Origin of the sequence: Streptomyces sp. NPDC014006 (genome assembly GCF_043088925.1) — a bacterium.
In the GTDB taxonomy this organism is placed as follows: Bacteria; Actinomycetota; Actinomycetes; order Streptomycetales; family Streptomycetaceae; genus Streptomyces.
On the sequence record NZ_JBICAJ010000002.1, the window covers coordinates 202772 to 227326 of the forward strand.

Here is a 24555-nt window from a genome sequence, read left to right on the forward strand (position 1 = left end):
GTCCGTGCCGTATGTCAACTCACCGTCACTGCCGGTCTCCCGTTGGCCGGTCCGGAGCCCTCCCGCTCCATCTGCTCGGCGATCTTCATCGCCTCCTCGATCAGGGTCTCGACGATCTTCGACTCGGGTACGGTCCTGACGACCTCGCCCTTGACGAAGATCTGCCCCTTGCCGTTTCCGGAGGCGACGCCCAGGTCCGCCTCCCGTGCCTCGCCGGGGCCGTTGACCACGCACCCCATCACGGCCACCCGCAGGGGGACTTCCATGCCCTCCAGGCCGGCCGTGACCTCGTCGGCCAGCTTGTAGACGTCGACCTGGGCACGGCCGCAGGACGGACACGAGACGATCTCCAGCCGGCGCTCCTTCAGGCCCAGGGACTGCAGGATCTGGATGCCGACCTTGACCTCCTCGGCGGGCGGCGCGGACAGCGACACCCGGATGGTGTCGCCGATGCCCTGCGAGAGCAGCGCGCCGAAGGCGACCGCCGACTTGATCGTGCCCTGGAACGCCGGACCGGCCTCCGTCACGCCCAGGTGGAGCGGGTAGTCGCACTGCTCGGCGAGCTGGCGGTAGGCCTCGATCATCACGACCGGGTCGTTGTGCTTGACGGAGATCTTGATGTCGCGGAAGTCGTGCTCCTCGAAGAGGGACGCCTCCCACAGGGCCGACTCCACCAGGGCCTCGGGGGTCGCCTTGCCGTACTTCTGGAGCAGGCGCCGGTCCAGGGAGCCGGCGTTGACGCCGATGCGGATCGGGGTGCCGTGGTCCTTGGCGGCCTTGGCGATCTCCCTGACCTTGTCGTCGAACTGCTTGATGTTGCCGGGGTTGACGCGGACCGCGGCGCAGCCGGCCTCGATCGCGGCGAAGACGTACTTCGGCTGGAAGTGGATGTCGGCGATGACCGGGAGCTGCGACTTGCGGGCGATCGTGGCGAGCGCGTCGGCGTCGTCCTGCGTCGGGCAGGCCACCCGCACGATCTGGCAGCCGGAGGCGGTCAGCTCGGCGATCTGCTGGAGCGTGGCGCCGATGTCGGACGTGCGGGTCGTCGTCATCGACTGCACCGACACCGGGGCCCCGCCCCCGACCGGCACCGGCCCGACCTGGATCTGCCGCGACACGCGTCGCGCGGCGACCGGCCGGGCCGGTACCTCGGGGACGGGGAGGGACACGGCGGTCATCGCCTCACTCCCGGTTCCCTGAGACGGTCTCGCGCATGGCGCGCAGGGACTCCTTGAGCGATCCCATCGTGGCCAGCACGGCGGTGGGCTCGTAGCCGCAGTGCGCCATGCAGTTGGCGCAGCGCGGGTCCTTGCCGCGGCCGTACTTGTCCCAGTCGGTCTCCTCGATCAGCTCGCGGTAGGTCGGCACGTAGCCGTCGCTCATCAGGTAGCAGGGGCGCTGCCAGCCGAAGAGCGAGTAGTTGGGGATCGCCCAGGCGGTGCACGGGAAGTCGACCTTGCCCTCGAGGAAGTCGAGGAACAGCGGGGAGTGGTTGAGCCGCCACTTCTTGCGGTTGCCGCCCGCGAAGGCCTTCTTGAACAGCTCGCGGGTCTGCTCGACGCCGAGGAAGTGCTCCTGGTCGGGGGCCTTCTCGTAGGCGTAGGCGGGCGAGATCATCATCTCGTCGACCTTCAGGTCGTCGTTGAGGAAGTTGAGCACCTCGATGATGGTCTGCGGGGTGTCGGTGTTGAAGAAGGTGGAGTTGGTGGTGACCCGGAAGCCGCGCCGCTTGGCCTCCTTGATGGCCTCCACCGCCTCGTCGAACACGCCCTCCTTCGCCACGGACTCGTCGTGCCGCTCGCGCAGCCCGTCGATGTGCACGGCGAAGGCGAAGTACGGGGAGGGCGTGAACTTGTCGATCTTCTTGCGCAGGAGCATGGCGTTCGTGCACAGGAAGACGTATTTCCGCTTGGCCACCAACTGGCGCACGATCTCGTCGATCTGCGGATGCATCAGGGGCTCGCCGCCCGCGATGGACACCATCGGCGCACCCGACTCCAGTACGGCGCCCACGGCCTGCGCGACCGGCATGCGCTGCTTGAGCACGCCCGCCGGGTGCTGGATCTTGCCGCAGCCCTCACATTTGAGGTTGCACGCGAAGAGCGGCTCGAGCTCCACGATCAGCGGGAACTTGTCCCGCTTGCGCAGCTTCTGTTCGGCCAGGTATGTAGCGACCTTGATGGACTGGCGCAGCGGCATGGCCATCTGGCTCACCTCCGGGGGAGCAGCACATTACGGTGCCATTCGAAAAAAATAGGCAATACAGACCGAAGAACACGGAAAGCTGATATTCCACCGCGTATCGTGCCGATCCGGACGAGTTCATGTTCTGGAGCGTCCACGACCACCCGGACGGCCGCAACCGGGCGTACGCCGGCCCGGACGGCGCTGAAGAGCGTGGCCGCCGACTCCATGTCCACGGCGATCGCGCCACCGGCGGCCAGCGCGGACCGTTCGGCGCCGTGTACGACGTGGTCGGAGCCGGTGAGCGGACCGGTGTGCACGGTGCGCCCGGGAAGGGTGCGGGAGAGCTCCTTCACGAGCAGTTCGGTGCCGACGCAGGCGACCGTCGAGCGCTGGTCCCTGGTCTCCTCGGCCACGACCAGGTCGCCGGGGTGCATCCCGGGGGCGAGCCCCGCGCAGAAGCCGGTGGCGACGACGGCGGCGTCGGCCAGCGCCGGGGTGGCCAGGGCCCGCTCGACCGCGCGCTCGGCCGCCCTGGGCCCCATGCCGGTGCGCAGCACGGTTACCGGCCCGCCCGCCCCGCTCTTGTCGCCGGCGCGCAGGGCGAGGTGCTCGATGCCGAGCGCGCAGGCGATCAGCAGCGGGGCCAGGGCGGGCTGGGTGCTCATCAGGCCCCCTTGGCCTCGGCGTGGGCCCGGTGTGCCGGGAGCCGGTCGGCGAAGGGGTCGCCGTGGACGTACCGGCCGAGCGCGGTGAGCGGGAACACCTGCCGGTACAGGTGGTAGTTGATGGAGAAGTCCCAGGGGAAGCCGGTGCCGGTGAAGTAGGGCTCGTCCCAGGAGCCGTCCTCGCGCTGGGTCGCGGCCAGCCATGCGATGCCGCGCTCGACCGCCTTGGAGTCCCTCTCCCCCGCCGCGAGCAGCGCCATCAGCGCCCACGCCGTCTGGGAGGCGGTGGAGGGGCCCTTGCCGCTCCACTCCTTGGTGTACTTGTAGGAGCGCAGGTCCTCGCCCCAGCCGCCGTCGTCGTTCTGCACGGATTCCAGCCACGCCACGGCACGCCGGATCGCGGGGTGCGAGCCGGGCAGGCCGGCGGCGGTCAGCGCGGGGACGACGGAGCCGGTGCCGTAGACGTAGTTGACGCCCCAGCGGCCGAACCACGAGCCGTTCGCCTCCTGTTCGGCCAGCAGCCACGCGATGCCGCGCCGGGTGCGCGGGTCGTGGGCGAGCCCCTCGACGGCGAGCATCTCCACGACGTGCGCGGTGACGTCGGCCGACGGCGGGTCGATGACCTCGCCGAAGTCGCAGAACGGCAGCCGGTTGGGGAAGGGGCTGGTGTTGTCGGCGTCGAAGGCGCCCCACGCGCCGTTCTTCGACTGCATGCCGAGGTTCCAGCGCACGCCGCGGGAGATGGCCTTCTCGACGCGCTCGGGATCGTGGTGCACGACCCGGCGCAGCGCGAGGACGACCTCGGCGGTGTCGTCGATGTCGGGGTAGTTGTCGTTGTGGAACTCGAACGCCCAGCCGCCGGGCGGCAGTCCGGGCCGCTTCACCGACCAGTCGCCGGGGCGCACGATCTGCTCGCCCAGCATCCAGTCGGCGGCCTTGACCAGCTGCGGGTGGTCGGCGGGCACGCCGGCGTCGGCGAGCGCGATGGTCGCAAGACAGGTGTCCCACACCGGTGACTGACACGCCTCGATCATCCGGGCGCCGTCCTCGCGCCACACGGCGAAACGGTCCAGCGACTCGAGTCCCGCGCGCATCACGGGGTGCTGGAGGTCGTAGCCGAGCAGGTGCAGCGCGATGACCGAGTACACGGCCGGGGGCTGGATGCCGCCCCAGCAGCCGTCGTTCTCCTGGCGCTCGATGATCCAGCGGGCGGCGGTGTCCATCGCGGCCTTGCGCAGCCGCTTGGGCACCACCTTGCGCAGGACGTGCAGACCCTTGTCCAGGCGCTGGAAGGCGCCGTCCCAACTGGCCACGGGCGCGAGCGCCTTGGCCGGGCTGGGGTTCGCGGGGTCGGTGTGCAGCTCGTCCAGCGGGAAGGGCGCGGGGCGCACCGGGCGCTTGGCGGAGACGACGGTCAGCGGCACGATCGTCTGCCGGGCCCAGCACCCGAAGTCGTAGATGTTCAGCGGGACCCAGTGCGGGAACCAGATCAGTTCCGGCGGGAGTTCGGGCAGGTCCTCCCACTTCCACCAGCCGAACAGGGCCAGCCAGATCCGGGTGAAGACGCGGGCCGCTGCGATTCCGCCCTGCTCGCGGACCCAGGCGGAGGCCTTCGCCATGTGCGGGGCGTCGACCGCGTCCCCGGCCAGCCGCAGGGCGACGTAGGCCTCGACGGTGGCGGACAGGTCGCCGGGGCCGCCGTAGAAGGTGGCCCAGGTGCCGTCCTCACGCTGCTCGCCGCGGATGAACAGGGCGGCGGCGCGGGTGGTCGCCTCGTCGCGGATGCCCAGGAACTGGCGCAGCAGCAGGTCCTCGGCGTCCATCGTGACGTTCGTCTCGAGGTCGCCCTTCCACCAGCCCTCGGCATCCTGCGTGGAGAGCAGGTAGTGGGTGGCGCGCTGCACGGCGCGGATGGCGGCTTCGTGCACCCCGGCCGCCCCGGGGGTGTGGGTGTCGGTTTCGCTGGCCGCGGCAGCGCGGGGCGGCAAGGTCGCCCCGGTGCTTCCGTCGGTCGTCGCTGTCATGGCTTCCCCTTCGTGCAGTCGTGCGCGTCGTGCTGCTGTGGGTCCGCCGTCGGCCGGTGCTCTCGTGGCGGAGCTGCCGGCCGGCGACTACGCGAGGGTGGATGTTCGCTCGATAGTGATCATCTCTTTCGTACGACGACGAAGTCGGCGAGCGCCGTGAACTGCTCCCGCACCCGGTCGGGCATGTCGACGGCGTCGAGGGCTTCGATGGCGATGGTGTGCTGGCGGCGCGCCTCCTCGGCGGTCCAGTCCCGGCCGCCGGCCTCCTCGATGAGGCGGGCGCGGGCCGCGAACTCCTCCTCGGAGAAGTTCGCGAAGTCGCTCGCCTTGGCGTCGGCGGCCAGCAGGTCGCCGAGCTGCTCGGAGGCGGCGCCGCCCGCCGCGAGCGCGGCCACGACCGGCAGGGACTTCTTGCGCTGGCGCAGATCGCTCCAGGTCTGCTTGCCGGTGGCGTCCGGGTCGCCCCAGATGCCGAGGAGGTCGTCGACGGCCTGGAAGGCCAGGCCGAGGTGGTAGCCGTACTTCTCCAGCATGTCCGCGGTACGGTCGTCGGCGCCGCCGAGGACGGCACCGATGGAGCTGGCGCAGGCGAGCAGGGCGCCGGTCTTGTTGCCCTCCATCTCCAGGCACTCCTCGACGCTGACGCGATCGCGGTGCTCGTAGGAGATGTCCTGCGCCTGACCGTCGATCAGGGCCCGGGTGGCGGTGGTCAGCCGGCGCGTGGCGCGCCCGGCGTCGGTGGTGCCGAGCTCCAGCAGGACCTCGTTGGCCAGCGCGAACAGGGCGTCACCGACCAGAATGGCCTGGGCGGGGCCGTGCACCTTCCACACGGTGTCGCGGTGGCGGCGCTGTTCGTCGCCGTCCATGAGGTCGTCGTGCAGCAGCGAGAAGTTGTGGACGAGCTCGACCGCGACCGCGCCCGGGACGCCCGCCTCGGGTGCCGCCCCCGTCACCTCGGCGGACAGCACCGCCAGGGCGGGGCGTACCGCCTTGCCGCCGTCGCCGGAGGACGGGTTGCCCGCGGCGTCGATCCAGCCGAAGTGGTAGGCGGCGACGGTGTCCATGGGAGGGGCCAGGCGGTCGACGGCCGCCCGCAGTACCGGCGTGGCCAGTGTCCGGCCGCGCTCCAACAGCGCGGCCACGTCCACCTCGGTGGCACGAGCGGCCGTCGAGGCCGGGGGCACAGGGGGCACAGTTACTCCTCTTGTTGCGGTACCGGGGGTGCGGGGACCTGCCTCGCCGCGCTCACCGAGCATCACGCCGCCTCCTCGAGGGGGAAGAGACGGCTGGGGCGGGGCCGGCCCAGGGCGCCGAGCGCGGCCTCGGCCGCGCTCACACCGCTGCGGACCGCACTCTCCATGGTCGCGGGCCACCCGGTGGCGGTCCACGCTCCGGCCAGGTACAGGCCGGGGGTTCTGGTGCGGGCGCCGGGCCGCAGCCGCCCGACGCCGGGGGTGGGAGCGAACGTGGCGGTGCGCTCCCGGGTCACGAAGAAGTCCTGCACCTCGGCACCACGCGTGCCGGGCAGCAGCCGCTGAAGCTCGGGCAGATAGCGTGCGCGCAGCTCGGCGACGGGCAGGTCGATCTCGTCGTGCACGGCGGACTGGGACAGCGCCAGGTACTGGCCCGAGCGCAGCCCGGAGGCGTCCGTGCGGTCGAAGACCCACTGCACCGGGGAGCCCAGCGCGGTGAGGAAGGGTGCGTCGAGCACCTTGCGGTCGTAGACGACATGGACGTTGAGGATCGGCGCGGTCCCGATCCGCAGCAGGTCCCCGGGCGCGTCGAGCGCGCCGGGCGGCAGCAGGTCGTGGGTCTCGCGCTGCGGTACGGCGAGGACGACGGCGTCCGCGGTGAGCGTCTCGCCGGGAATCTGAACACGCAGGCGTCCGTTTCCGTCTTCACTGACGGAGGTGACGCGTGTACGGACTTCGGTGCGCACGCCCGCGGAGTCGAGCGCCTTGCGGGCCAGCCGGTCGTGCAGCTCGCCCAGGGGAACGCGCGCCCAGCCGATGTCGGCCGCGCCCGGGTCGGACAGCAGACCGGTCTTGAACACCATCGCGGCGAGAGCGAGGGAGGCGTCGGAGGCGACCGCGTTGAGAGTGGCGACCCCGACCAGGTCCCACAGCGCCTCGACGGCGCGCGCCGACTGGCCGTGCGCGGCCAGCCAGCTGCCGAAGTCCTGTGTGTCCAGGGCCGGGTCGGCGAGGTCGAGTCCCTTGAGCGCGAGCGCGGCCCGCCCGACCCTGGCCCGCTCGGCGAGCGAGAGGTGCGGGTAGGTGGCGAGGCTGCGCCCCAGGTGGAGCGGTACGGGCAGGGCGTCGCGCCGCAGCCGGCCGAGCCGCCGCCCCGCGGGCCTGTCGAGGTCGACCACGGGTACGTCGAGGCGGTCCTGCAGCGGGGCGAGCGCGGCGCCGTCGATGCGCTCCAGGAACCAGCGGTAGGCGGTGCAGCAGCGCAGATAGACATGCTGGCCGTTGTCGACGGTGAGGTCACCGCGCTGGAAGGAGAAGGCCAGGCCGCCGAGTCTGGGCCGGCCCTCCAGCAGGGTGACGCCGAGGCCCGCGTCGGCGAGCGCGAGCGCCGCGGTGATGCCGGCGAGCCCGCCGCCGACCACGACGGCGTGCCGCCCGGAGCCGGCCGGCCCGGGCGAGTCCGCCCGCGTCCCGTCGCTCATCGCGTCCCCTCCCCCGCGGCCGTGCCGTGCTGCCCGAGGGCCGCACGGGAGGCCGTCGCCGTCAGGGACGCCGCCACGCGGGGAAGGGTTGCCTGCCGCATGCCACCGTCCGGGGTGAGGTCCATCAGGCGCGCCTCCTGACGGTCTGCCGGGAGATGTGCCGGGCGTCCAGTCCGGACAGGCCGCGCACGGCGACGTAGGCCTTCTCGTGTCCGGGCAGCGAGACGCGGCCGCGCAGGACGGCCTCGGGTTCGCGTTCGATGCGGTCCAGCAGCCGGCGGTAGATGCCGGCCATCGCGGCCACGCAGGCGCCGCTGCGCCGGTCGAGCATCGGCAGCAGCCGGTAGCCCTCGGCGAAAAGGGCGCGGGCCCGTCGCACTTCGAAGTGCACGAGGCCCGCGAAGTCGGAGCCCTCCGGTGGGGTCGGCCCCCGGAAACCGGCGGAGCAGCCGAATTTGGCCAGGTCGTCGGCGGGCAGGTAGGTGCGGCCGCCCTCGGCGTCCTCGCGGACGTCCCTGAGGATGTTGGTGAGCTGCAGCGCGAGCCCGAGCGTGTCGGCGTACTCCGGCGCGCGTTCGGCGCCGCGCGCTCCCGGTTCCGTACCGAACACGCCGAGGGAGAGGCGGCCGATGGCGCCCGCCACGCAGCGGCAGTAGACCTTCAGATCGTCCCAGGTCTCGTAGGTCTCGCCGCGTACGTCCATCAGGACGCCGTCGATGAGCTCGTCCAGGCCGCCCAGCGGGACGGGGAAGTGCGCGGCGGCGTGGGTGAGGGCGACCGCGACCGGGTCGGTGTCGTCGTCGGCGACCTCGCCGGCGCGGATGCGGGCCAGCACCGCCCGGGTGTCCTCGAGCCGGGCCACCTTGACATCGTTACCGAGCGCGCCGTCGCCGATGTCGTCGACGCGACGCGAGAACGCGTACAGCGCCGACATCGCGCGCCGCTTGGGCGTGGGCAGCAGCCGGATGCCGTAGGCGAAGTTACGGGCCTGCTGTCCGGTCACGGCCTCGCAGTAGCGGTAGGCGGCGAGTACCGGTGCGGACACGTGTGACTCAGGCTCCACGGTCCGGATCACCCCTCTCCTCGCAGGGTCAGGCCCACCTCGCGCAGCAACTGGACCTTGCCGTGCTGGGGAGGGCCGGGAAGTACGTCGTATTCAGCGGCGGCGATCGCGTCGATCGCCGCCCTTCCCCCCGCAACGAACCCCGCGAGCAGCAGTTTCAGCCTGCCCTGGACGCTGCCCACCAGCGGTGCGCCTTCATCCAGCAGCCGGCGGGCGCGTTGCGCTTCGAACGCGACCAGCGCGCGCACCGAAGCGCCCGCGCTCGCCGCGGCGAGATCCGCCTCCCGGATATGAAAGCGTTTCATGTCCGCGGCGGGCAGATAGATGCGGTCACGGCCGAGGTCCTCGGCCACGTCCTGGAGGTGCTCGACGATCTGCAGGGCGGTGCAGATCTGGTCGGAGCGGCGGATCCGCTCGGGGGTGGCGGTGCCGGTGACGGCGAGCACGAGGCGGCCCACGGGATTGGCGGACAGTTCGCAGTACGCGAGGAGGTCGTCGTAGGTCTCGTAGCGCGAGACGAGCTGGTCCTGACGGTTGGCCGCGATCAGCCCGAGGAAGGGCTCGGGGGTCAGCGCGCGGCGGCGGACCGTGCGCTGGAGCCGGCGCAGCAGCGGATGGCGGGGGGCACCGTCGAAGACGCGCCGCAGATCGGCCTCGAAGGCGTCCAGCAGGACGAGACGGTCCTCGGCGTCGCTCTCCGGCACGCCGAGCAGCTCCGCGTCGGCGCCGCCGGGGGCGAGGTCGCCGTCACCGATGTCGTCGACCAGCCGGGCGAAGCCGTAGACGGCCATGAGGTCGTCGCGCCAGGCGCGGGGCAGGAAGAAGGGGGCCACGGGGAAGTTCTCGTCCGCGGCCTTGGCGAGGGTGCCGCGCTCCGGATCCGTACGGGGTCGCGTCGTCGCCGTGTCCGTCACCGCCGGCTGCCCGGGGCGGGGACGGCACATGCTGCGCCCAGCTGGGGAGTTTCCGTAGCCATTGCCGTCACATCTCCCGTTCTACACCGCGGACCCGATACACACTATTTCGGACACGCCGCCCGAGCCCCCGCGCGGCGTCCCCGGCGGAGGGTGTCGCGCACTATCTCCCCACTTGCCGCCTTTGAGGACCGCTCCAGTTTACGTTGTACAACGCCGCAAGGATCTCCGGGGTTTCCTGCGCATCACAAGAACACACCGATTGAAGCCAAGATTCCTTGGAGCAGCCGGAGTTGACGCTTCCTTTGCACAAGAGAGGGCCCCGCCGGAGCCGGTCCGGCGGGGCCCTGCGCTCAGCGGGTCACTTGCCCGTGAACTTCTCGTACTCCTTGAGGACCTCTTCGGTGGGCCCGTCCATGCGCAGCTCGCCGCGTTCCAGCCACAGCACCCGGTCGCATGTGTCGCGGATGGACTTGTTGCTGTGACTGACCAGAAACACCGTGCCGGCCTCCTTGCGCAGCTCCCGGATGCGCGCCTCGGAGCGCTTCTGGAACTTCGCGTCACCGGTGGCCAGCGCCTCGTCGATCATCAGCACGTCGTGGTCCTTGGCGGCCGCGATGGAGAACCGCAGACGCGCGGCCATGCCGGAGGAGTACGTGCGCATCGGCAGGGTGATGAAGTCGCCCTTCTCGTTGATGCCGGAGAAGTCGACGATGTCCTGGTAGCGGGCCTTGATCTCCTCGCGGGACATGCCCATGGCCAGGCCGCCGAGGATGACGTTGCGCTCGCCGGTCAGGTCGTTCATCAGCGCCGCGTTCACACCCAGCAGCGAGGGCTGGCCATCGGTGTAGACCCGGCCCCGCTCGCAGGGCAGCAGCCCGGCGATGGCGCGCAGCAGGGTCGACTTGCCGGAGCCGTTGGAGCCGATCAGGCCGATGGCCTCGCCCTTGTAGGCGACGAACGACACGCCGCGCACGGCGTGCACCTTGCGCACACCCCGCTCCTCCTCGCCGGAGCGCCGTTTGAGTATGCGGCTGAGGGCGGCGGTCGCGCTGCCCTTGCCGCCCTTGGCGCCATTGACGCGGTAGACGATGTGCACGCCGTCCGCGATCACCGTCGGGACGCGTTCGGTGCCCTGTTGCTCAGCCACGGCCGTACCTCTCCTCCGCCTTCCAGAAGTACACGAAGCCGCCCACCGCGAACAGCAGGGCCCAGCCGCCGGCCGCCGCCCAGACGTGGTCGGGCAGGTTGCCCGCGCCGTAGCCGTCGATGAGCGCGAAGCGCATCAGGTCCATGTAGATCGCGGTCGGGTTCCACTGGAGCACCGTGGCGATCCACGCCGGCTTGTCGGCCAGCATGACCGGGATGGAGAACATCACGCCCGACGCATACATCCAGGTGCGCATGATGAATGGCATGAGCTGCGCGAGGTCCGGGGTCTTGGCGCCGGCCCGCGCCATGATCAGCGACAGCCCGGTGTTGAAGCAGAACTGCAGCAGGAGTATGGGAATGATCAGCAGCCAGGACATGTCCGGGTAGCTGCCGAACCCGATCGCGAAGACGAACAGCACGATCATCGAGAAGAGCAGCTGCTGGAGCTGCTGCAGCGAGAACGAGATCGGCAGCGAGGCGCGCGGGAAGTGCAGCGCCCGCACCAGGCCGAGGTTCCCGGAGATCGCGCGGACGCCGGCCATCACCGAGTTCTGCGTGAAGGTGAAGACGAAGATGCCCGTGACCAGGAACGGCACGTACACCTCGCGCTCCATGCCCCTGTTGGCCTTCAGGATGAGCCCGAAGATCATGTAGTACACGGCCGCGTTCAGCAGCGGCGTGGCCACCTGCCACAGCTGGCCCAGCTTGGCCTGGCTGTACTGGGCGGTCAGCTTCGCCGAGGAGAAGGCCATGATGAAGTGGCGCCGACCCCACAGCTGACGGACGTAACTCGGCAGCGAAGGACGGGCGCCGCTCACGGCCAGCCCGTGCCGGGCGGCGAGCTGCGCCGCCGTGAGGCCCTCGTCGGGCGACGGGGCCGCGCTCACCGCGACTCCGCCATCGTGCGTTGTCTCACTCACAGTGGAAACTTTCGTCTTCGTTTCGATGCGCAGCCTGTGCGGGCTGGGCACGCGCCGGGGGCCAGGGGTCGGGCCCGTCGGCGTGCCGTCGGGAACGAGCTTCTCAGATGATGGGGGGCCGGCCCAGCCGGGTCAGCCGCCACACGGTACGCCACCGCATGGGGCGGCGGGGACCGCACGCGGTGGCCCAGCCCTCGCGGAAGCCGCCGAACCAGGCCTTCAGCGCGGACCGGGAGGGACGGCGGGCCAGCGTGAGCAGCAGCCACACCCCGAGATAGACCGGGACGAGGGCGGCGGGCAGGTTGCGGCGGGCCAGCCAGACGCGGTTGCGGGCGACCATGCGGTGGTAGACCGCATGCCGCGAGGGTGCGGTCGTCGGGTGGTACAGCACCATGTCGGACCGGTAGTCGATCATCCAGCCCGCGTCCAGGGCCCGCCAGGCCAGGTCGGTCTCCTCATGGGCGTAGAAGAACGCGTCCGGCAACACGCCGACCTCGGCGAAGACCCGCGTACGGACGGCGTTGGCGCCGCCCAGGAAGGTGGTGACCCGCGAGGAGCGCATCGGGTCCGAGGCGCGCAGCCGCGGCACGTGGCGGCGCTGGGTGACGCCGGTGTCCGGGTCGGCGATGCGGAAGCTGATGATGCCGAGCTTCTCGTCGTCGGCGAACGCCTGGCGGCACAGCTCGGCGGTGTCGGCGCGGGCGAGCAGACCGTCGTCGTCGAGGAAGAGCAGGATGTCGACGTCCCGGCCGCCGGGCCCGAACGCCTCGATGCCGACGTTGCGCCCGCCGGGGATGCCGAGGTTCTCCGGCAGCTCGATGGTGCGCACGCCCGCGGGGACGTCCGGTACCGGCGAGCCGTTGCCGACGACGACCACCTCGACCCGGTCACCGTCCTGCTTGGCGACCGAGTCGAGCAGCGCGCGCAGCTCGTCGGGGCGGTTGCCCATGGTGATGACGACCGCGCCGACCTTCGGTGAGGCGCTCATTTCAACCTGCTGGAGGCGAGGACGGACACCAGGTGCAGCACGGTCTGCAGCAGCGCGATCCCGGCGAGCACGGCGGTGCCGAGGCGGGTGAAGAACAGGTCACCGCGGGCCTGGTCGACGATCGCCAGCACCAGGATCAGCAGGGACGCCTCGATGCCGAGGATCAACCGGTGGAACTTCAGCGCCGCGGCGGCCTTGCGGGCCAGCGCCATCCCGGAGGAGCGCGGCTCGGACGCCGCCTCCTTGACCGGCGGCAGCCCTGCCTGATGGCGGGCGACGCCGACCAGGTCGGTCTCGGCCTTGATCAGGATCGCGCCGAGCGCGGCGAGGGTGCCGAGGAACGCCCACAGCCAGTCGATACGGCCGCTGCCGAACAGGTCGGCGGCGCGCAGCCCGAGGCCGACCAGCACGGCGGCGTCGGTGAGGTAGGCGCCGACCCGGTCCAGGTAGACCCCGCCGAGGGAGTACTGCTGCTTCCAGCGGGCGATCTCGCCGTCGACGCAGTCCAGCAGCAGGTACAGCTGGACCGCCACCACGCCGAGGACCGCGCCGGGGATCCCGGGCACCAGCAGCGCCGGGGCCGCGAGCACGCCGCAGACGGTCATCAGGTAGGTGAGCTGGTTGGGGGTGACCCTGGTGGTCACCAGGTAGCGGTCGATCCGCAGGGACACCTCACGCATGTAGAGGCGGCCCGCCCAGTGCTCACCGCTGCGCCGGTCCTTGACCCCGGCGGGGTGCACGACCGGGCGGAGTTCAGCTACCGATGGCCTTGACATAGTCGGCGTAGACGTCCTTGATCTGTTCGGTCGTGAGGTCGAGGTGTTCGAGGATCGTGTAGCGGCCGGGCCGGGTCTCCGGGGCGAACTCCACGACCTTGACGAACTCCTCGGTCGTGAAGCCGATCTCGGCGGGCAGCACCGGCAGCCCGTGCCGGCGCAGCACCTGGGCCATGTGGGCCGACGCCTCGTGCGCGCCGCGCAGGTACATCGCGAAGCTCGCGCCGAGACCGCACTGCTCGCCGTGGCTGGCGGCCCGCTTGGGGTAGAGCAGGTCGAAGGCGTGGTTGATCTCGTGGCAGGCGCCGGAGGACGGCCGCGAGTCGCCCGAGACGGACATGGCGATGCCGCTGAGGACCAGCGCCTCGGCGAGGACCTGCAGGAAGTCGTTGTCGCCGATGCCGCCGGGGTGGCGCAGCACCGCCTCGCCCGCCTGCCGGGCCATGGCCGCGGCCAGGCCGTCGATCTTCTCCCCGTTGACCCGGTTGGCCAGCTCCCAGTCCGCGATGGCGGAGATGTTGGAGATGGCGTCGCCGATGCCGGAGCGCACGAAGCGGGCCGGGGCGTCGCGGATCACGTCCAGGTCGATGACGACGGCGATCGGGTTCGGCACACCGTAGGAGCCGCGGCCGGCGTCGTTGTCGAGGGTGGCGACCGGGGAGCACAGGCCGTCGTGCGCGAGGTTGGTCGGCACGGCGACCAGCGGCAGGCCGACGCGTGCAGCGGCGAACTTGGCGCAGTCGATGATCTTGCCGCCGCCGAGGCCGACGACCGCGTCGTAGCGGCCCGCCTTCATGTCGCCGGCCAGCCGGATCGCGTCGTCCAGGGTGCCGCCGCCGACCTCGTACCAGGTGGCGCCGGGCAGGGTGGGCGCGATGCGCTCGCGCAGCCGGGCGCCGGAGCCGTTGCTGACGGCGACGGCGAGCCGCCCGGAGTGCGAGATCCGCTCGTCGGCGAGGACGCCCGCCAGGTCGTCGAGGGCACCCGGGCGGATGTCCACGACGACCGGGGTGGGGATCAGCCGGGTCAGTACTGGCACGCGATCACACGCCCCTTGGCGAGGTCGTCGTGGTTGTCGATCTCGACCCACTTGACGTCGCCGATCGGCGCCACGTCGATCTGGAAGCCTCGGTTGACGAGCTCCTGGTAGCCGTCCTCGTAGTACAGCTGCGGGTCACGCTCGAAGGTGGCCTTCAGCGCGTCGGCCAGCTCGGCGGCCGCGTCGCCCTCGATGAGAGTGACGCCGATGTACTCGCCGGTCGCCTCGGCCGGGTCCATCAGCTTGGTGATCTTCTGGACGCCCTTGGCGGGGTCGACGACGACCTTCATCTCCTCGTCGGCGAGGGACTTCACGGTGTCCAGGGCGAGGATGATCTTCTTGCCGTCGCCACGGGCCGCGAGCAGGGTCTTCTCGACGGAGACCGGGTGCACGGTGTCGCCGTTGGCGAGGATCACACCGTCCTTGAGGGCGTCACGGCCGCACCACAGGGAGTAGGCGTTGTTCCACTCCTCGGCCTTGTCGTTGTCGATCAGGGTGATCTTCAGGCCGTACTTGGCCTCCAGGGCCTCCCGGCGCTCGTACACGGCCTCCTTGCGGTAGCCGACGATGACCGCGACCTCGGTGAGCCCCACCTCGGCGAAGTTGCCGAGGGTGAGGTCCAGGACGGTGAGGCTGTCCTCGGCGCCCTCGGGCCCGACCGGCACCAGCGCCTTGGGCAGGGTGTCGGTGTAGGGGCGAAGACGCCGTCCGGCGCCGGCCGCCAGCACGAGGCCGATCATGCGGGTTCTCCTTCGTCGTGTACGGCGGGTGCGCCGCCCTGATGGGCGGACACCCAGAAGCGGATGCTCTCGACGAGCACCAGCAGGGCGATGATCACGGCCAGAGCCGTGAGCGCGACCTTGAACTGCGAGGCGGTGAGCAGCGCGGCCAGTACGGCGACGAGCAGCGTCCGCCCTTCCTGTCCCCCGGTGACGCGCACCAGCCAGGCAGGGGGCGCGCCGGCGCCGCCGCGGATGCGGTACACCGTGTCGTAGTGATGGTAGGCGACGGCCGCCACCAGCCCGAAAGCCGCCGGAAGTGCCCCGTTCACGTCGGCTTTCGCGGCCAGCGCGAGCACGGTGACGTATTCGGCGGCTCGGAACAGCGGCGGGACGAGCCAGTCGAGCGGGCCGGTGAGCGGGCGGGCGACGGCGAGCGCGGAGGTCAGGACGTAGCCGGCGGCCGCCAGGGCGGGCCACACACTGCCGTAGCCGGTCAGCGCCGAGACGGCCACGACCGCCGCGCCGCCCAGCAGAGCCGCGGCGGGGACGGCGAAGCCGGGCAGCCGCCCCGGCAGCACACGGGCGAGGCCGAGGGCGAGCGGCCCGGAGTCGGCCAGGTCCGCGAGCGAGCGCGCCGCGCGGTCGGTGCGGCGCCGGCTCCTGCGGGCCAGGGACCGCAGCACCCGGCCGGCCGTGGTGTACACGGAGGCGAAGGCGCAGCCGATGAGCAGGGCGTAGAAGGTGATGCGCGGGGTGGTCGCGGCGGTGAGGACCGCGATCATGGCCCACCGCTCGCCGATGGGCAGGATGATCATGCGGCGCACCCACAGCGTCCAGCCGACGCCGTCGAGCCGGTCGGTGGGGGCGGCGGGCCCGGCCGGCCCGGCTCCGGCCGTGGCGGGGGCCGCGTCGTCGGTGGCCTCGTGGAAGGCGAAGTCGACCATGTGCCTGCCGGTCTGCAGGATCATCGCCCCGAGCGCCAGCGCCCATACGTCGTCGCCGCCGCGGGCCGCGCCGAGGGCGAGCCCGGCGTAGTAGGCGTACTCCTTGGCCCGGTCGAAGGTGGCGTCCAGCCAGGCGCCGAGCGTGGAGTACTGCAGGGAGTAGCGGGCGAGCTGGCCGTCGGTGCAGTCGAGCACGAACGAGGCGATGAGCAGGACGGCGGCCGCGACGAAGCCGCCGCGGGTGCCGGTGGCCGCGCAGCCGGCGGCGATCAGGGCGGTGAACAGGGAGGCGGTGGTGACCTGGTTCGGGGTGAGTCCGCGCCGGGCGCACCAGCGGGCGAGGTAGCGCGAGTACGGGCTGATGAAGAAGGTCGTGAAGAAGCCGTCGCCGGCCTTCACGGCCGACTTCAGGCGTACGGCCTCCTCGTCGACGGCGGCGACGGCCTGCCGGGCCTCGTTACGGGCCTGCGGGTCGTCCGGTACGGCCGCGACGAGGCTGCCGAGCGCGGGACGGTGGACGTCGGTGCCCTCGGCGTCGAGGGCGGCGGTGACACGGTCGGCGAGGCCGGCGACGGCGGTGTGAGTGGTGCCCTGGGTGTCACCGGACGCGGAGGTCTCCCTGGCCATCGCCCGGGTGAGGGCCTGGCGGCCGGCGGGCCGGGCGGTGACGGCACCGGGGATCGCGGCGAGCGGGAAGCGGGGGTCGGTCAGGCCGAGGCGCAGGGCGTGCAGGTGGCCGACGAAACGGGTGTCGACGACGGCGACGCGCTGATCACCGGGGACCGCGGCGAGCAGGGACTCGGCGTCGGCGGCGTCGGAGGCGAGTCGCACCTCGAAGCCCAGCGCCCGCAGGTCGTCCTCGATCGACGCTCCGGGGACCGGCTGGCCGGTGAGGATGGCGGTCGACAACCGAACTCACTCCCTGGACACCGGCGCGTCGGGCGCCGGTCGTGTGCATGGTGGGGGGCACCGCTGGCTGCACCAGGCGGGCGGCATGTCGGCAGAGGCTATCGGATGCCGCGAAGCGCGTGTTCACCGCCCGTTAAACACCTGCTCGACGCGGACTGCACCGCCCTTTGCCGCGGTCATCATCGGTGATCACACCCCCACCCCACAAACCGCCCCCGACAGACGCCGCATCGGGGGACATACCGCCGGGCGCTCTGGGGGGGGTTCCTGGGGGCGCTGTGTCCCTGTCCTGCGTGACGGCTGCCCGGGAGACCGGCGTGGCAGCTGCCCGTGAGCGGGCCGGAGCCCGGGCCGGGCGCCCAGGCCGGGCGCCTGGGCGGGGGCCTGGGCCGGGGCCGGGGCCTCGTCTCCTGTATCTCGGCGATGGACACGGGGGGCCGAGCCGGGGCGGGCCTCGCGCGGGGCCAAGAGGCGGGGCCGCGTACCAGGGGTGGGGGAGCCGGGGGCACGCCGGGTGGCGGGACGAGGCCCGCCCGGCGGCGTGCAGGGCGGGCCGGGAGCAGCACCGGGCGGCGGGCCCAGGCCCACCGGACCGCATGCACCGTGGGCCGGAACCGCCCGCCTGACGGCAGAGCAAGGCCGCCCGGCGGGATGCAGGGCGGGGCGGAAGCCGCACCGGGCGGCGGGCCCAGGCCCACCGGACCGCATGCACCGTGGGCCGGAACCGCCCGCCTGACGGCAGAGCAAGGCCGCCCGGCGGCATGCAGAGGCGGGGCGGAAGCCGCGCATCGGGTGGTGGGCCGGGGCCACGGGGCGCCTGCGGCGGGGCGGGAGCCACGCGCCAGGCGGCGGGCCAGGGTCGTGGGGGCACGCGCCGAGGGACCACGCCGTCAGTTCCCCGGACGGTGTGGCTGGGTCTGGCGGCCCGCGCGTCTCGGTGGCCGAGCAATCGGCGCCGGCCACCTCCCTCCGCCGACCCGACCCCGACGCGGGCCACGGAGCCCGGCCCACGCGTCGTCCACCGCACCCGATCCCCGGCCGGCCCCCGGCCCCGCCGGGCTCACGCGGCGCCGCAGCCCGCCCCGGCGGAGCAACCCGGGCTCGCGCGACCCCAGCCCGCCGCAGCCCTCCCCCTGCAGAGCCGCCCCCACCATCCTGACCCGGTCCCTCCCCCGCCGGGCTCGACACCCCCGGCGCCCGCGGCCCGCTCCCCTTGCGGAGCAGCCCGCAACGCCCTGACCTGGGGTTCGTTTGTGCAGGTCAGGGCACATGACAACGGTGTTCAGTGCCGCGTTGCCCGATACCCCCCACCCGTAGTTGACTGGGGGCCCGGACGTTCAACAGGAGGAGTTTCATGGGGGTTGGCCACGACCACGCGCACGGTCACGGTGGACATGCGCACACCGCCGGGACGGCCACCGCGGCGTACCGCGGGCGGCTGCGCGCCGCGCTGGGGATCACGCTCACCGTGATGGTGGTCGAGATCGTCGGCGGCCTGCTGGCCGACTCCCTCGCGCTGGTCGCCGACGCCGCGCACATGGCCACCGACGCCCTCGGGCTCGGCATGGCCCTGCTGGCGATCCACTTCGCGAACCGTCCGCCGAGCGAGCGCCGCACCTTCGGCCTGGCCCGCGCCGAGATCCTCGCCGCGCTCGCCAACTGTCTGCTGTTGCTCGGCGTGGGCGGCTATGTGCTCATCGAGGCGATCCAGCGCTTCGTCACCCCCGCCGCCACCGAGGGCGGCCTGACCATCGTCTTCGGTCTGGTCGGCCTCGTCGCCAACAGCGTCTCGCTCGTGCTGCTGATGCGCGGCCAGGCGGAGAGCCTCAACGTGCGCGGCGCCTTCCTCGAGGTCGCCGCGGACGCGCTCGGCTCGGTCGCGGTGATCATCGCCGCGGGCGTGATCCTGCTCACCGGCTGGCAGGCCGCCGACCCGATCGCCTCCCTGGTCATCGCCGTGATGATCGTCCCGCGGACCGTCAAGCTGCTGCGCGAGACCCTGGACGTGCTGCTGGAGTCGGCGCCGAAGGGCGTGGACATGGCGGAGGTGCGCATGCACATCCTGGCCCTGGACGGCGTGGAGGACGTCCACGACCTGCACGCCTGGACGATCACCTCCGGCCTGCCGGTGCTGTCCGCGCACGTCGTGGTCAGCACCGAGGTCCTCAGCGCGATCGGCCACGAGAAGATGCTGCACGAGCTGCAGGAGTGCCTCGGCGGCCACTTCGACGTCGAGCACTGCACCTTCCAGCTGGAGCCGGGCGGCCACGCGGAGCACGAAGCGCACCTGTGCCACTGAGCGCCCCCGCCGTCACCTCCCGCTCACCCGGAAAGGACGGTTCCGCAGCCGTCGCCCCGGGCAACATCAACCACCGGGCCCCCTTCCGGTGACCGGACGGCCACGGCCGCGGTCCGCGTCGGCGCGGGACATGCGGGCGCGTCGCCAAGGGCCGGGAGTGCCGGACAGGTACGGCAGACTGGGGCCGTAGGACGATGCGAAGGATGGGTATGCCGATCACACCTGCCACTGCGACGCGCACCTCGTCGTCGGACGGCGCCGCGGACGCGATTTTGCTGGAACTGGTCGACGAGAACGGCGTGACGATCGGCACCGAGGAAAAGCTCGCCGCCCATCAGGCTCCCGGGCAGCTGCACCGGGCGTTCTCCGTGTTCCTCTTCGACGAGACCGGCCGGCTGCTGCTCCAGCAGCGGGCGCTGGGCAAGTACCACTCCCCCGGCGTCTGGTCGAACACCTGCTGCGGCCATCCCTACCCAGGTGAGGCGCCCTTCGCCGCCGCCGCCCGGCGCACCCACGAGGAGCTCGGCGTGTCCCCGTCACTGCTCGCCGAGGCCGGCACGGTGCGCTACAACCACCCGGACCCGGCATCGGGCCTGGTGGAGCAGGAGTACAACCACCTGTTCGTCGGGCTCGTGCAGTCCGCGCTGCGTCCGGACCCGGAGGAGGTCGGCGCGACAGCCTTCGTGACCTCCGCCGAGCTGGCCGAGCGCCACGCGCAGGACACGTTCTCCGCTTGGTTCATGACCGTCCTGGACGCGGCGCGCCCGGCGATCAGGGAGCTGACGGGCCCGGGCGCAGGCTGGTGAGCGCCGCCCCGTTCCGGTGGGCGCAGGCCGCCGGGCCGGTCGAGGAACGTTACGGCACGCGCGCGGGCGTGAGCGGCAGGGCCGCCCAGATCACCTTGCCGCCGCTCGCGGTGTGCTCCACTTCGCACACCCCGCCCGCCTCCCGTGTGATCTCGCGGACCAGCAGCAGCCCGCGCCCGCCGAGCTGCCCGTGGTCGGCCTCCAGGGCGGTGGGGCGGTAGGGGTGGTTGTCCTCCACGGACACCCGCACCCATTCGGCGCCGACCGCCACCTCCACGGCGAGCATCGGCGACAGCAGCGCCGCGTGCCGGACGGCGTTGGTCACCAGCTCCGAGACGATCAGCAGCAGTCCCTGCAGCAGGTCGGAGGAGACCGGGACGCCCTGGCGGTACAGCAGGTCCCGCACGGCGTGCCGGGCCTGCGGTACGGAGGCGTCGACAGCGGGGGCGGTGAACCGCCACACGCCCTCGTACGGAAGCGGGTCCCGTCTCGCCGGGTCGGCGGGTGCCTCCGCGCCGCCCGCGGGGCGTGGGGCGGACCCGCGCCCTTGATCGTCCATCGTCCGGTCGCCACCCTTGCGCTCGATTGTCACCACACGTCGAGTGTTGAGAACGCGTCGCTCCCGTCCGCACACCTGAACAGAAGTAGGCACATATCGAGCGTTCGTGACCGTTGGCGTATGACACGGTCAGATGTGGGACTGCTCGTGTCGACGTCGTGCCGCCTTCCGGAACTCTTCGGGTTGTACGGGTTCGGTGGGAGCCGTCGCGTGCGGTCCGGCGTCGGCCGTCCCCGGCCGTCTTCGCCCAGCGTGAGACGTTTCACCTTCCGTCGGTGGGTGGTCTCACTCCCGGCGCCGCCCGGGGGTCCGGCGGCGCCGATAGCATCCGGCCCATGGAGCCCGAGCTGCTGCACAGCGTCACCGAAGCGGTCGCCACCGTCGTCATCCGCCATCCGGCCAAGCGCAACGCCATGACGGCGGCGATGTGGCAGGCGCTGCCGCCGCTGCTGGACACCCTGGCCGCCGATCCGGACGTGCGCGTCCTGGTGCTGACCGGCGAGGGCGGCACCTTCTGCGCGGGCGCCGACATCTCCACGCTCCAGGGCTCCCCCGAGGAGGCCCAGCGCCTGGCGGTGCTCGCCGAGGAGGCCCTGGCCGCGTTTCCCAAGCCGACGCTGGCCGCGGTGCGGGGCCACTGCGTGGGCGGCGGCGCCCAGCTGGCGGCGGCCTGCGATCTGCGGTTCGCGGAGCAGGGAGCGCTGTTCGGGGTGACCCCGGCGAAGCTCGGGATCGTCTATCCGGCCTCCGCCACCCGCCGGCTGACCGCGCTGGTCGGCCCGGCGACCACGAAGTACCTGCTGTTCTCCGGTGAATTGATCGACGCCGAACGGGCCCTGCGCACCGGCCTGGTCGACGAACTGCTGCCCGAGGGGGAACTGGCCAAGCGGGTCGCCGAGTTCACCCGCGTCCTGGCCGCCCGCTCGCAGCTCACGCAGGCCGCCGCCAAGGAGTTCGCGAACGGCCGCACGGACCGCGAGGACCACTGGGCGCGGCAGGCGCGCGGCAGCGGCGACACCGCGGAGGGCGTCGCCGCGTTCCTTGAGCGCCGCGCGCCGCGCTTCACCTGGACTACGTCAGGCTGAATCGGCTCGCGGTGCGGAACTCCTCGACGAGGTGCGCGGGCGCCTTCTCGGGCGACCCCGCGTCGTAGGGCGGCTGCGGGTCGTACTCGGTCAGCAGTTGCACGGCCTGGGCGTGCTCGTCGCCGGCGATCCGGCCGACAAGGGCGAGCGCCATGTCGATGCCGGAGGAGACCCCGGCGGCGGTGACGTACTTGCCGTCGAAGACCACCCGCTGCCCGGTGGGCTCGGCGCCGTACTGCCGCAGCAGGTCCAGCGCGGCCCAGTGGCTCGTGGCGCGCCGGCCGCGCAGCAGGCCGGCGCAGCCCAGCAGCAGCGACCCGGAGCACACGGAGGTCGTCCAGGTGCTCGTCGCGTCGGCCGTGCGCAACCACTCGGCCAGTGCCTCGTTCTCCGCCTGTGCGAAGGTGCCGGGGCCGCCCGCCACCACCACGACGTCGGGGCTGGGCACCTCCCGCAGGGCCCTGTCGGCGGTGACGGCGAGGAATCCGGTGTCGGTGCGGACGGCGCCCGGTTCCTCGGCGACGAAGTCGACGTGCGCGTCCGGCAGGCGGCTGAGGATCTCGTAGGGCCCGACGGCGTCGAGGGCGGTGAAGCCGTCGTAGACGACCATGGCGATCTGCATGAGGATCCCTCTCAACGGGTGGGGGCGGGGCGGAAGCGGCGGCGGTACTCCGCCGGGGAGGCGCCGAGGGCCTTGACGAAGGCGCGTCGCATGGCCTCCGGGGTGCCGTAGCCGCTGGCCCGGGCGACCTCCTCCACGCCGTCGCCGGTGTCCTCGAGCAGACGGCGGGCGTGTTCCAGGCGGACCCGGTCGACGTACCGGCCGGGTGTCGTGCCGGTCTCGGCCTGGAACGCGCGCGTGAAGTGACGCGGCGAGAGCCGGGCGCGCGCCGCGAGCGCCTCCACGCCGAGGTCGTCGTCCGGGTGTTCGGTAATCCACTGCTGGACTTCACGCAGCGGCTCGCGGGAGGCGGTCTGCGCGGCGAGCTGGGCGCTGAACTGCGCCTGGTTGCCGGGCCTGCGCAGGAAGACGACCAGGTGGCGGGCGATGGTGAGCGCCGCGTCCCGGCCGAGGTCCTCCTCGACCAGGGCGAGCGAGAGGTCGATGCCGGAGGTGACGCCTGCGGACGTGCTCACGTGGCCGTCGCGGACGTAGATGGGGTCGGGGTCGACCTGGACGGCGGGGTGGTCCCGGGCGAGCTTGTCGCAGTACGCCCAGTGCGTGGTGGCGCGCCGGCCGTCCAGCAGTCCCGCCCGGGCGAGCAGGATCGCGCCGGTGCACACCGAGACCACACGCTGCGCACGCGGTCCGTGCCGGCGCAGCCAGTCGACCAGGTGCGGGTCGGGGCTGCGTGTGCCCTGCCCGCCGGGGACGAGCAGGGTGTGCGGGTCGGGCGTGTCCTCCAGCGCCTCGTCCGGTACGAGGAGCAGGCCGCTGGAGGTGCGCACGGGGGCGCCCCCCGCGGACGCCGTACGCAGGCGGTAGCTGCCCGGGGTCTGTTTCTCCGCACCGGTGAAGACCTCCAGGGGGCCGGTGACGTCGAGGCTCTGCACGCCGTCGAAGAGCACGAAGAGAACGGTTCGCTGCGCCATGCCGACGATTCTTCGGGAGTCGCGCCATGGCGGCAACGACGAATTTCCCACCTTTTCTGCCATCGCGGGCGGTGAGTGAGGCCCGGGGACTGGAGCAGATACCGACCGGTCGGTAACGTGCCCGCATGACTACCGCCGTCCTCGCGCCGCGCGCCGGCCGCCGCTGCCACAACGCGCTCAACACGCTGCACGCCATGCACTACTTCGCGCCCGAACTGGGCAAGGAACTCGGCGCGCTGGGGATCACGCACCCCCGCGGGGTCAACTTCGCCGTCCGGTCGGCGGCGCTCGGGCCGGTGGGCGCCGGCACCGTCGCCGCGGCCTTCTACAACTACCGGTACGACCTGGTCGCCGAGCACGTGCCCGCGGTGTGGGCGACGGCCGCGCCGGCCGATGTGCTCGCGGCACGCGCGCGTGCCGTCGACGGATCGCTGCGCCGCCTGCTGGGCGAGGAGGCGATCGCGTCGAAGGAGATGGCCGAGGCGGCACGGCTGGCGCTGCGGGCCGCGCAGGCCTGTTCCCGCCCCGGGCGGCCGCTGTACTCCGCCCACGCCGACCTGCCGGTGCCCGAGGAGCCGCACCTGGCGTTCTGGCACGCGGCGACGCTGCTGCGCGAGCACCGGGGCGACGGGCACCTCGCCGTACTGCTGGCGGCCGAGCTGGACGGTCTCGAGGCCGTGGTGACGCACACCGCGACGGGCAAGGGCATGACCCCGGCCTGGGTGTTCACCACACGCGGCTGGACGCGCGCGGACTGGGACGCGGCCCGGGCGCGGCTGCGCGGGCGCGGTCTGCTCGACGCGTCGGGGGAACTGACCGAGCAGGGCGTGGCGCTGCGCGCGGACATCGAGGAGCAGACGGACCGGCTGGACCGGGCGCCGTACGAGCACCTGGGCGCGGAGGACGTCGCGCGGCTCACGGACCTCGCCGGCGCCTTCGCCCGCACCGCCGCCCTCGCGGGGGCCTTCCCGGCGGACCTGGTCGGCAAGGGCTGAGCCGCTGGTCCGGCGAGTGCCGAGCCGCCGGCGGCCCGGGCATGGGAGCACAGCGGCGCGGTACCCGGTCCGGGACAGCAACCCGGACGAACAAAGGGGATCTACGTGTTGCGTGCGATCGCAGACGTCCTGCGCCAGATCGGCTCGGCGGTGGCCACGGTGGTGACCCTGCCGTTCCGCGCCGTGGCCCGCCTGTTCGGCGGCGCCTCGAGCACGGCCCGAGGACATGGGGCCTGAGCCC

24 protein-coding genes are annotated in these 24555 nt (G+C 72.5%); 5 read left to right on the forward strand and 19 right to left on the reverse strand.

All coding sequences use genetic code 11. The features are described 5' to 3' along the window. Nucleotides 1-14: 14 nt before the first annotated feature. The 16 genes from ispG to ACF1GV_RS07470 form a co-directional block, all read right to left on the reverse strand. Nucleotides 15-1178, reverse strand: a complete 1164-nt coding sequence (gene ispG, locus ACF1GV_RS07395) for a flavodoxin-dependent (E)-4-hydroxy-3-methylbut-2-enyl-diphosphate synthase (protein ID WP_391678861.1) — start codon at nt 1176-1178, stop codon at nt 15-17. Between the two features lie 4 nt (nt 1179-1182). After that, complete coding sequence (hpnH, locus tag ACF1GV_RS07400; RefSeq protein ID WP_391678863.1) at nt 1183-2205, reverse strand: adenosyl-hopene transferase HpnH; 1023 nt, start codon at nt 2203-2205, stop codon at nt 1183-1185. 5 nt (nt 2206-2210) lie between these two features. After that, nucleotides 2211-2852, reverse strand: coding sequence for a 1-hydroxy-2-methyl-2-butenyl 4-diphosphate reductase (locus tag ACF1GV_RS07405; RefSeq protein ID WP_391678865.1), 642 nt, complete (start codon nt 2850-2852; stop codon nt 2211-2213). After that, nucleotides 2852-4876 (reverse strand): squalene--hopene cyclase, encoded by a 2025-nt coding sequence (gene shc, locus ACF1GV_RS07410; protein WP_391678867.1) that lies wholly within the window; start codon nt 4874-4876, stop codon nt 2852-2854. The genes ACF1GV_RS07405 and shc overlap by 1 nt, the downstream gene beginning before the upstream one ends. Before the next feature lie 119 nt (nt 4877-4995). Beyond that, nucleotides 4996-6060, reverse strand: coding sequence for a polyprenyl synthetase family protein (locus ACF1GV_RS07415; protein ID WP_391679610.1), 1065 nt, complete (start codon nt 6058-6060; stop codon nt 4996-4998). A gap of 71 nt (nt 6061-6131) precedes the next feature. Continuing rightward, complete coding sequence (gene hpnE, locus ACF1GV_RS07420; RefSeq protein ID WP_391678869.1) at nt 6132-7550, reverse strand: hydroxysqualene dehydroxylase HpnE; 1419 nt, start codon at nt 7548-7550, stop codon at nt 6132-6134. Continuing rightward, entirely contained in the window at nt 7547-7675 is a 129-nt protein-coding gene (locus ACF1GV_RS07425) for a DUF6380 family protein (RefSeq protein ID WP_391678871.1), read from the reverse strand. Before ACF1GV_RS07425 ends, hpnE begins: the two co-directional genes overlap by 4 nt. Then, complete coding sequence (gene hpnD / locus ACF1GV_RS07430; protein ID WP_391678872.1) at nt 7675-8625, reverse strand: presqualene diphosphate synthase HpnD; 951 nt, start codon at nt 8623-8625, stop codon at nt 7675-7677. The genes ACF1GV_RS07425 and hpnD overlap by 1 nt, the downstream gene beginning before the upstream one ends. Then, nucleotides 8622-9527, reverse strand: a complete 906-nt coding sequence (gene hpnC / locus ACF1GV_RS07435) for a squalene synthase HpnC (RefSeq protein WP_391678874.1) — start codon at nt 9525-9527, stop codon at nt 8622-8624. The genes hpnD and hpnC overlap by 4 nt, the downstream gene beginning before the upstream one ends. Nucleotides 9528-9888: 361 nt before the next feature. After that, nucleotides 9889-10677 carry an ABC transporter ATP-binding protein gene (locus tag ACF1GV_RS07440; RefSeq protein WP_363264079.1) on the reverse strand — a complete coding sequence of 263 codons (789 nt, stop codon included), beginning with the start codon at nt 10675-10677 and terminating at the stop codon, nt 9889-9891. Next, nucleotides 10670-11599: an ABC transporter permease gene (locus tag ACF1GV_RS07445; protein WP_363264080.1), complete on the reverse strand. Its 930-nt coding sequence runs from the start codon at nt 11597-11599 to the stop codon at nt 10670-10672. The genes ACF1GV_RS07440 and ACF1GV_RS07445 overlap by 8 nt, the downstream gene beginning before the upstream one ends. Before the next feature lie 103 nt (nt 11600-11702). After that, a complete protein-coding gene (locus tag ACF1GV_RS07450; protein WP_391678877.1) occupies nt 11703-12587 on the reverse strand; it encodes a glycosyltransferase family 2 protein in 885 nt (294 codons plus the stop codon). Beyond that, the gene (locus ACF1GV_RS07455) at nt 12584-13363 is read right to left on the reverse strand and encodes a CDP-alcohol phosphatidyltransferase family protein (RefSeq protein ID WP_391678878.1); all 780 of its coding nucleotides are present in this window, start codon (nt 13361-13363) and stop codon (nt 12584-12586) included. The genes ACF1GV_RS07450 and ACF1GV_RS07455 overlap by 4 nt, the downstream gene beginning before the upstream one ends. Then, nucleotides 13341-14402 (reverse strand): iron-containing alcohol dehydrogenase family protein, encoded by a 1062-nt coding sequence (locus ACF1GV_RS07460; RefSeq protein ID WP_363264083.1) that lies wholly within the window; start codon nt 14400-14402, stop codon nt 13341-13343. The genes ACF1GV_RS07455 and ACF1GV_RS07460 overlap by 23 nt, the downstream gene beginning before the upstream one ends. After that, nucleotides 14390-15142 carry a sugar phosphate nucleotidyltransferase gene (locus tag ACF1GV_RS07465; protein ID WP_391678880.1) on the reverse strand — a complete coding sequence of 251 codons (753 nt, stop codon included), beginning with the start codon at nt 15140-15142 and terminating at the stop codon, nt 14390-14392. Before ACF1GV_RS07465 ends, ACF1GV_RS07460 begins: the two co-directional genes overlap by 13 nt. Continuing rightward, complete coding sequence (locus ACF1GV_RS07470) at nt 15139-16977, reverse strand: DUF5941 domain-containing protein (protein ID WP_391678881.1); 1839 nt, start codon at nt 16975-16977, stop codon at nt 15139-15141. Before ACF1GV_RS07470 ends, ACF1GV_RS07465 begins: the two co-directional genes overlap by 4 nt. 1354 nt (nt 16978-18331) lie before the next feature. Here ACF1GV_RS07470 and ACF1GV_RS07475 point away from each other — a divergent pair. Then, nucleotides 18332-19276, forward strand: coding sequence for a cation diffusion facilitator family transporter (locus ACF1GV_RS07475; RefSeq protein WP_391678883.1), 945 nt, complete (start codon nt 18332-18334; stop codon nt 19274-19276). A 209-nt stretch (nt 19277-19485) separates the two neighbouring features. Continuing rightward, entirely contained in the window at nt 19486-20082 is a 597-nt protein-coding gene (idi, locus tag ACF1GV_RS07480) for an isopentenyl-diphosphate Delta-isomerase (protein ID WP_391678885.1), read from the forward strand. A 49-nt stretch (nt 20083-20131) separates the two neighbouring features. Here idi and ACF1GV_RS07485 read toward each other — a convergent pair whose 3' ends face one another. Then, complete coding sequence (locus ACF1GV_RS07485; protein ID WP_391679613.1) at nt 20132-20641, reverse strand: ATP-binding protein; 510 nt, start codon at nt 20639-20641, stop codon at nt 20132-20134. Between the two features lie 335 nt (nt 20642-20976). On the opposite strand from ACF1GV_RS07485, the gene ACF1GV_RS07490 reads away from it, so the two are divergent. After that, complete coding sequence (locus ACF1GV_RS07490; protein WP_391678887.1) at nt 20977-21726, forward strand: enoyl-CoA hydratase/isomerase family protein; 750 nt, start codon at nt 20977-20979, stop codon at nt 21724-21726. On the opposite strand, the gene ACF1GV_RS07495 is transcribed toward ACF1GV_RS07490, so the two are convergent. Then, complete coding sequence (locus ACF1GV_RS07495; RefSeq protein WP_391678889.1) at nt 21713-22348, reverse strand: DJ-1/PfpI family protein; 636 nt, start codon at nt 22346-22348, stop codon at nt 21713-21715. The two genes, ACF1GV_RS07490 and ACF1GV_RS07495, sit on opposite strands and share 14 nt — an antisense overlap. Before the next feature lie 11 nt (nt 22349-22359). Further along, nucleotides 22360-23319, reverse strand: a complete 960-nt coding sequence (locus tag ACF1GV_RS07500) for a GlxA family transcriptional regulator (RefSeq protein WP_391678892.1) — start codon at nt 23317-23319, stop codon at nt 22360-22362. 125 nt (nt 23320-23444) lie between these two features. Here ACF1GV_RS07500 and ACF1GV_RS07505 point away from each other — a divergent pair, with 125 nt between their 5' ends. Together ACF1GV_RS07505 and ACF1GV_RS07510 are read left to right on the forward strand one after the other, a co-directional pair. Beyond that, a complete protein-coding gene (locus ACF1GV_RS07505) occupies nt 23445-24314 on the forward strand; it encodes a hypothetical protein (RefSeq protein ID WP_391678894.1) in 870 nt (289 codons plus the stop codon). 105 nt (nt 24315-24419) lie between these two features. Next, nucleotides 24420-24551 (forward strand): LPFR motif small protein, encoded by a 132-nt coding sequence (locus tag ACF1GV_RS07510; RefSeq protein WP_258054876.1) that lies wholly within the window; start codon nt 24420-24422, stop codon nt 24549-24551. The last annotated feature ends 4 nt before the right edge of the window (nt 24552-24555 follow it).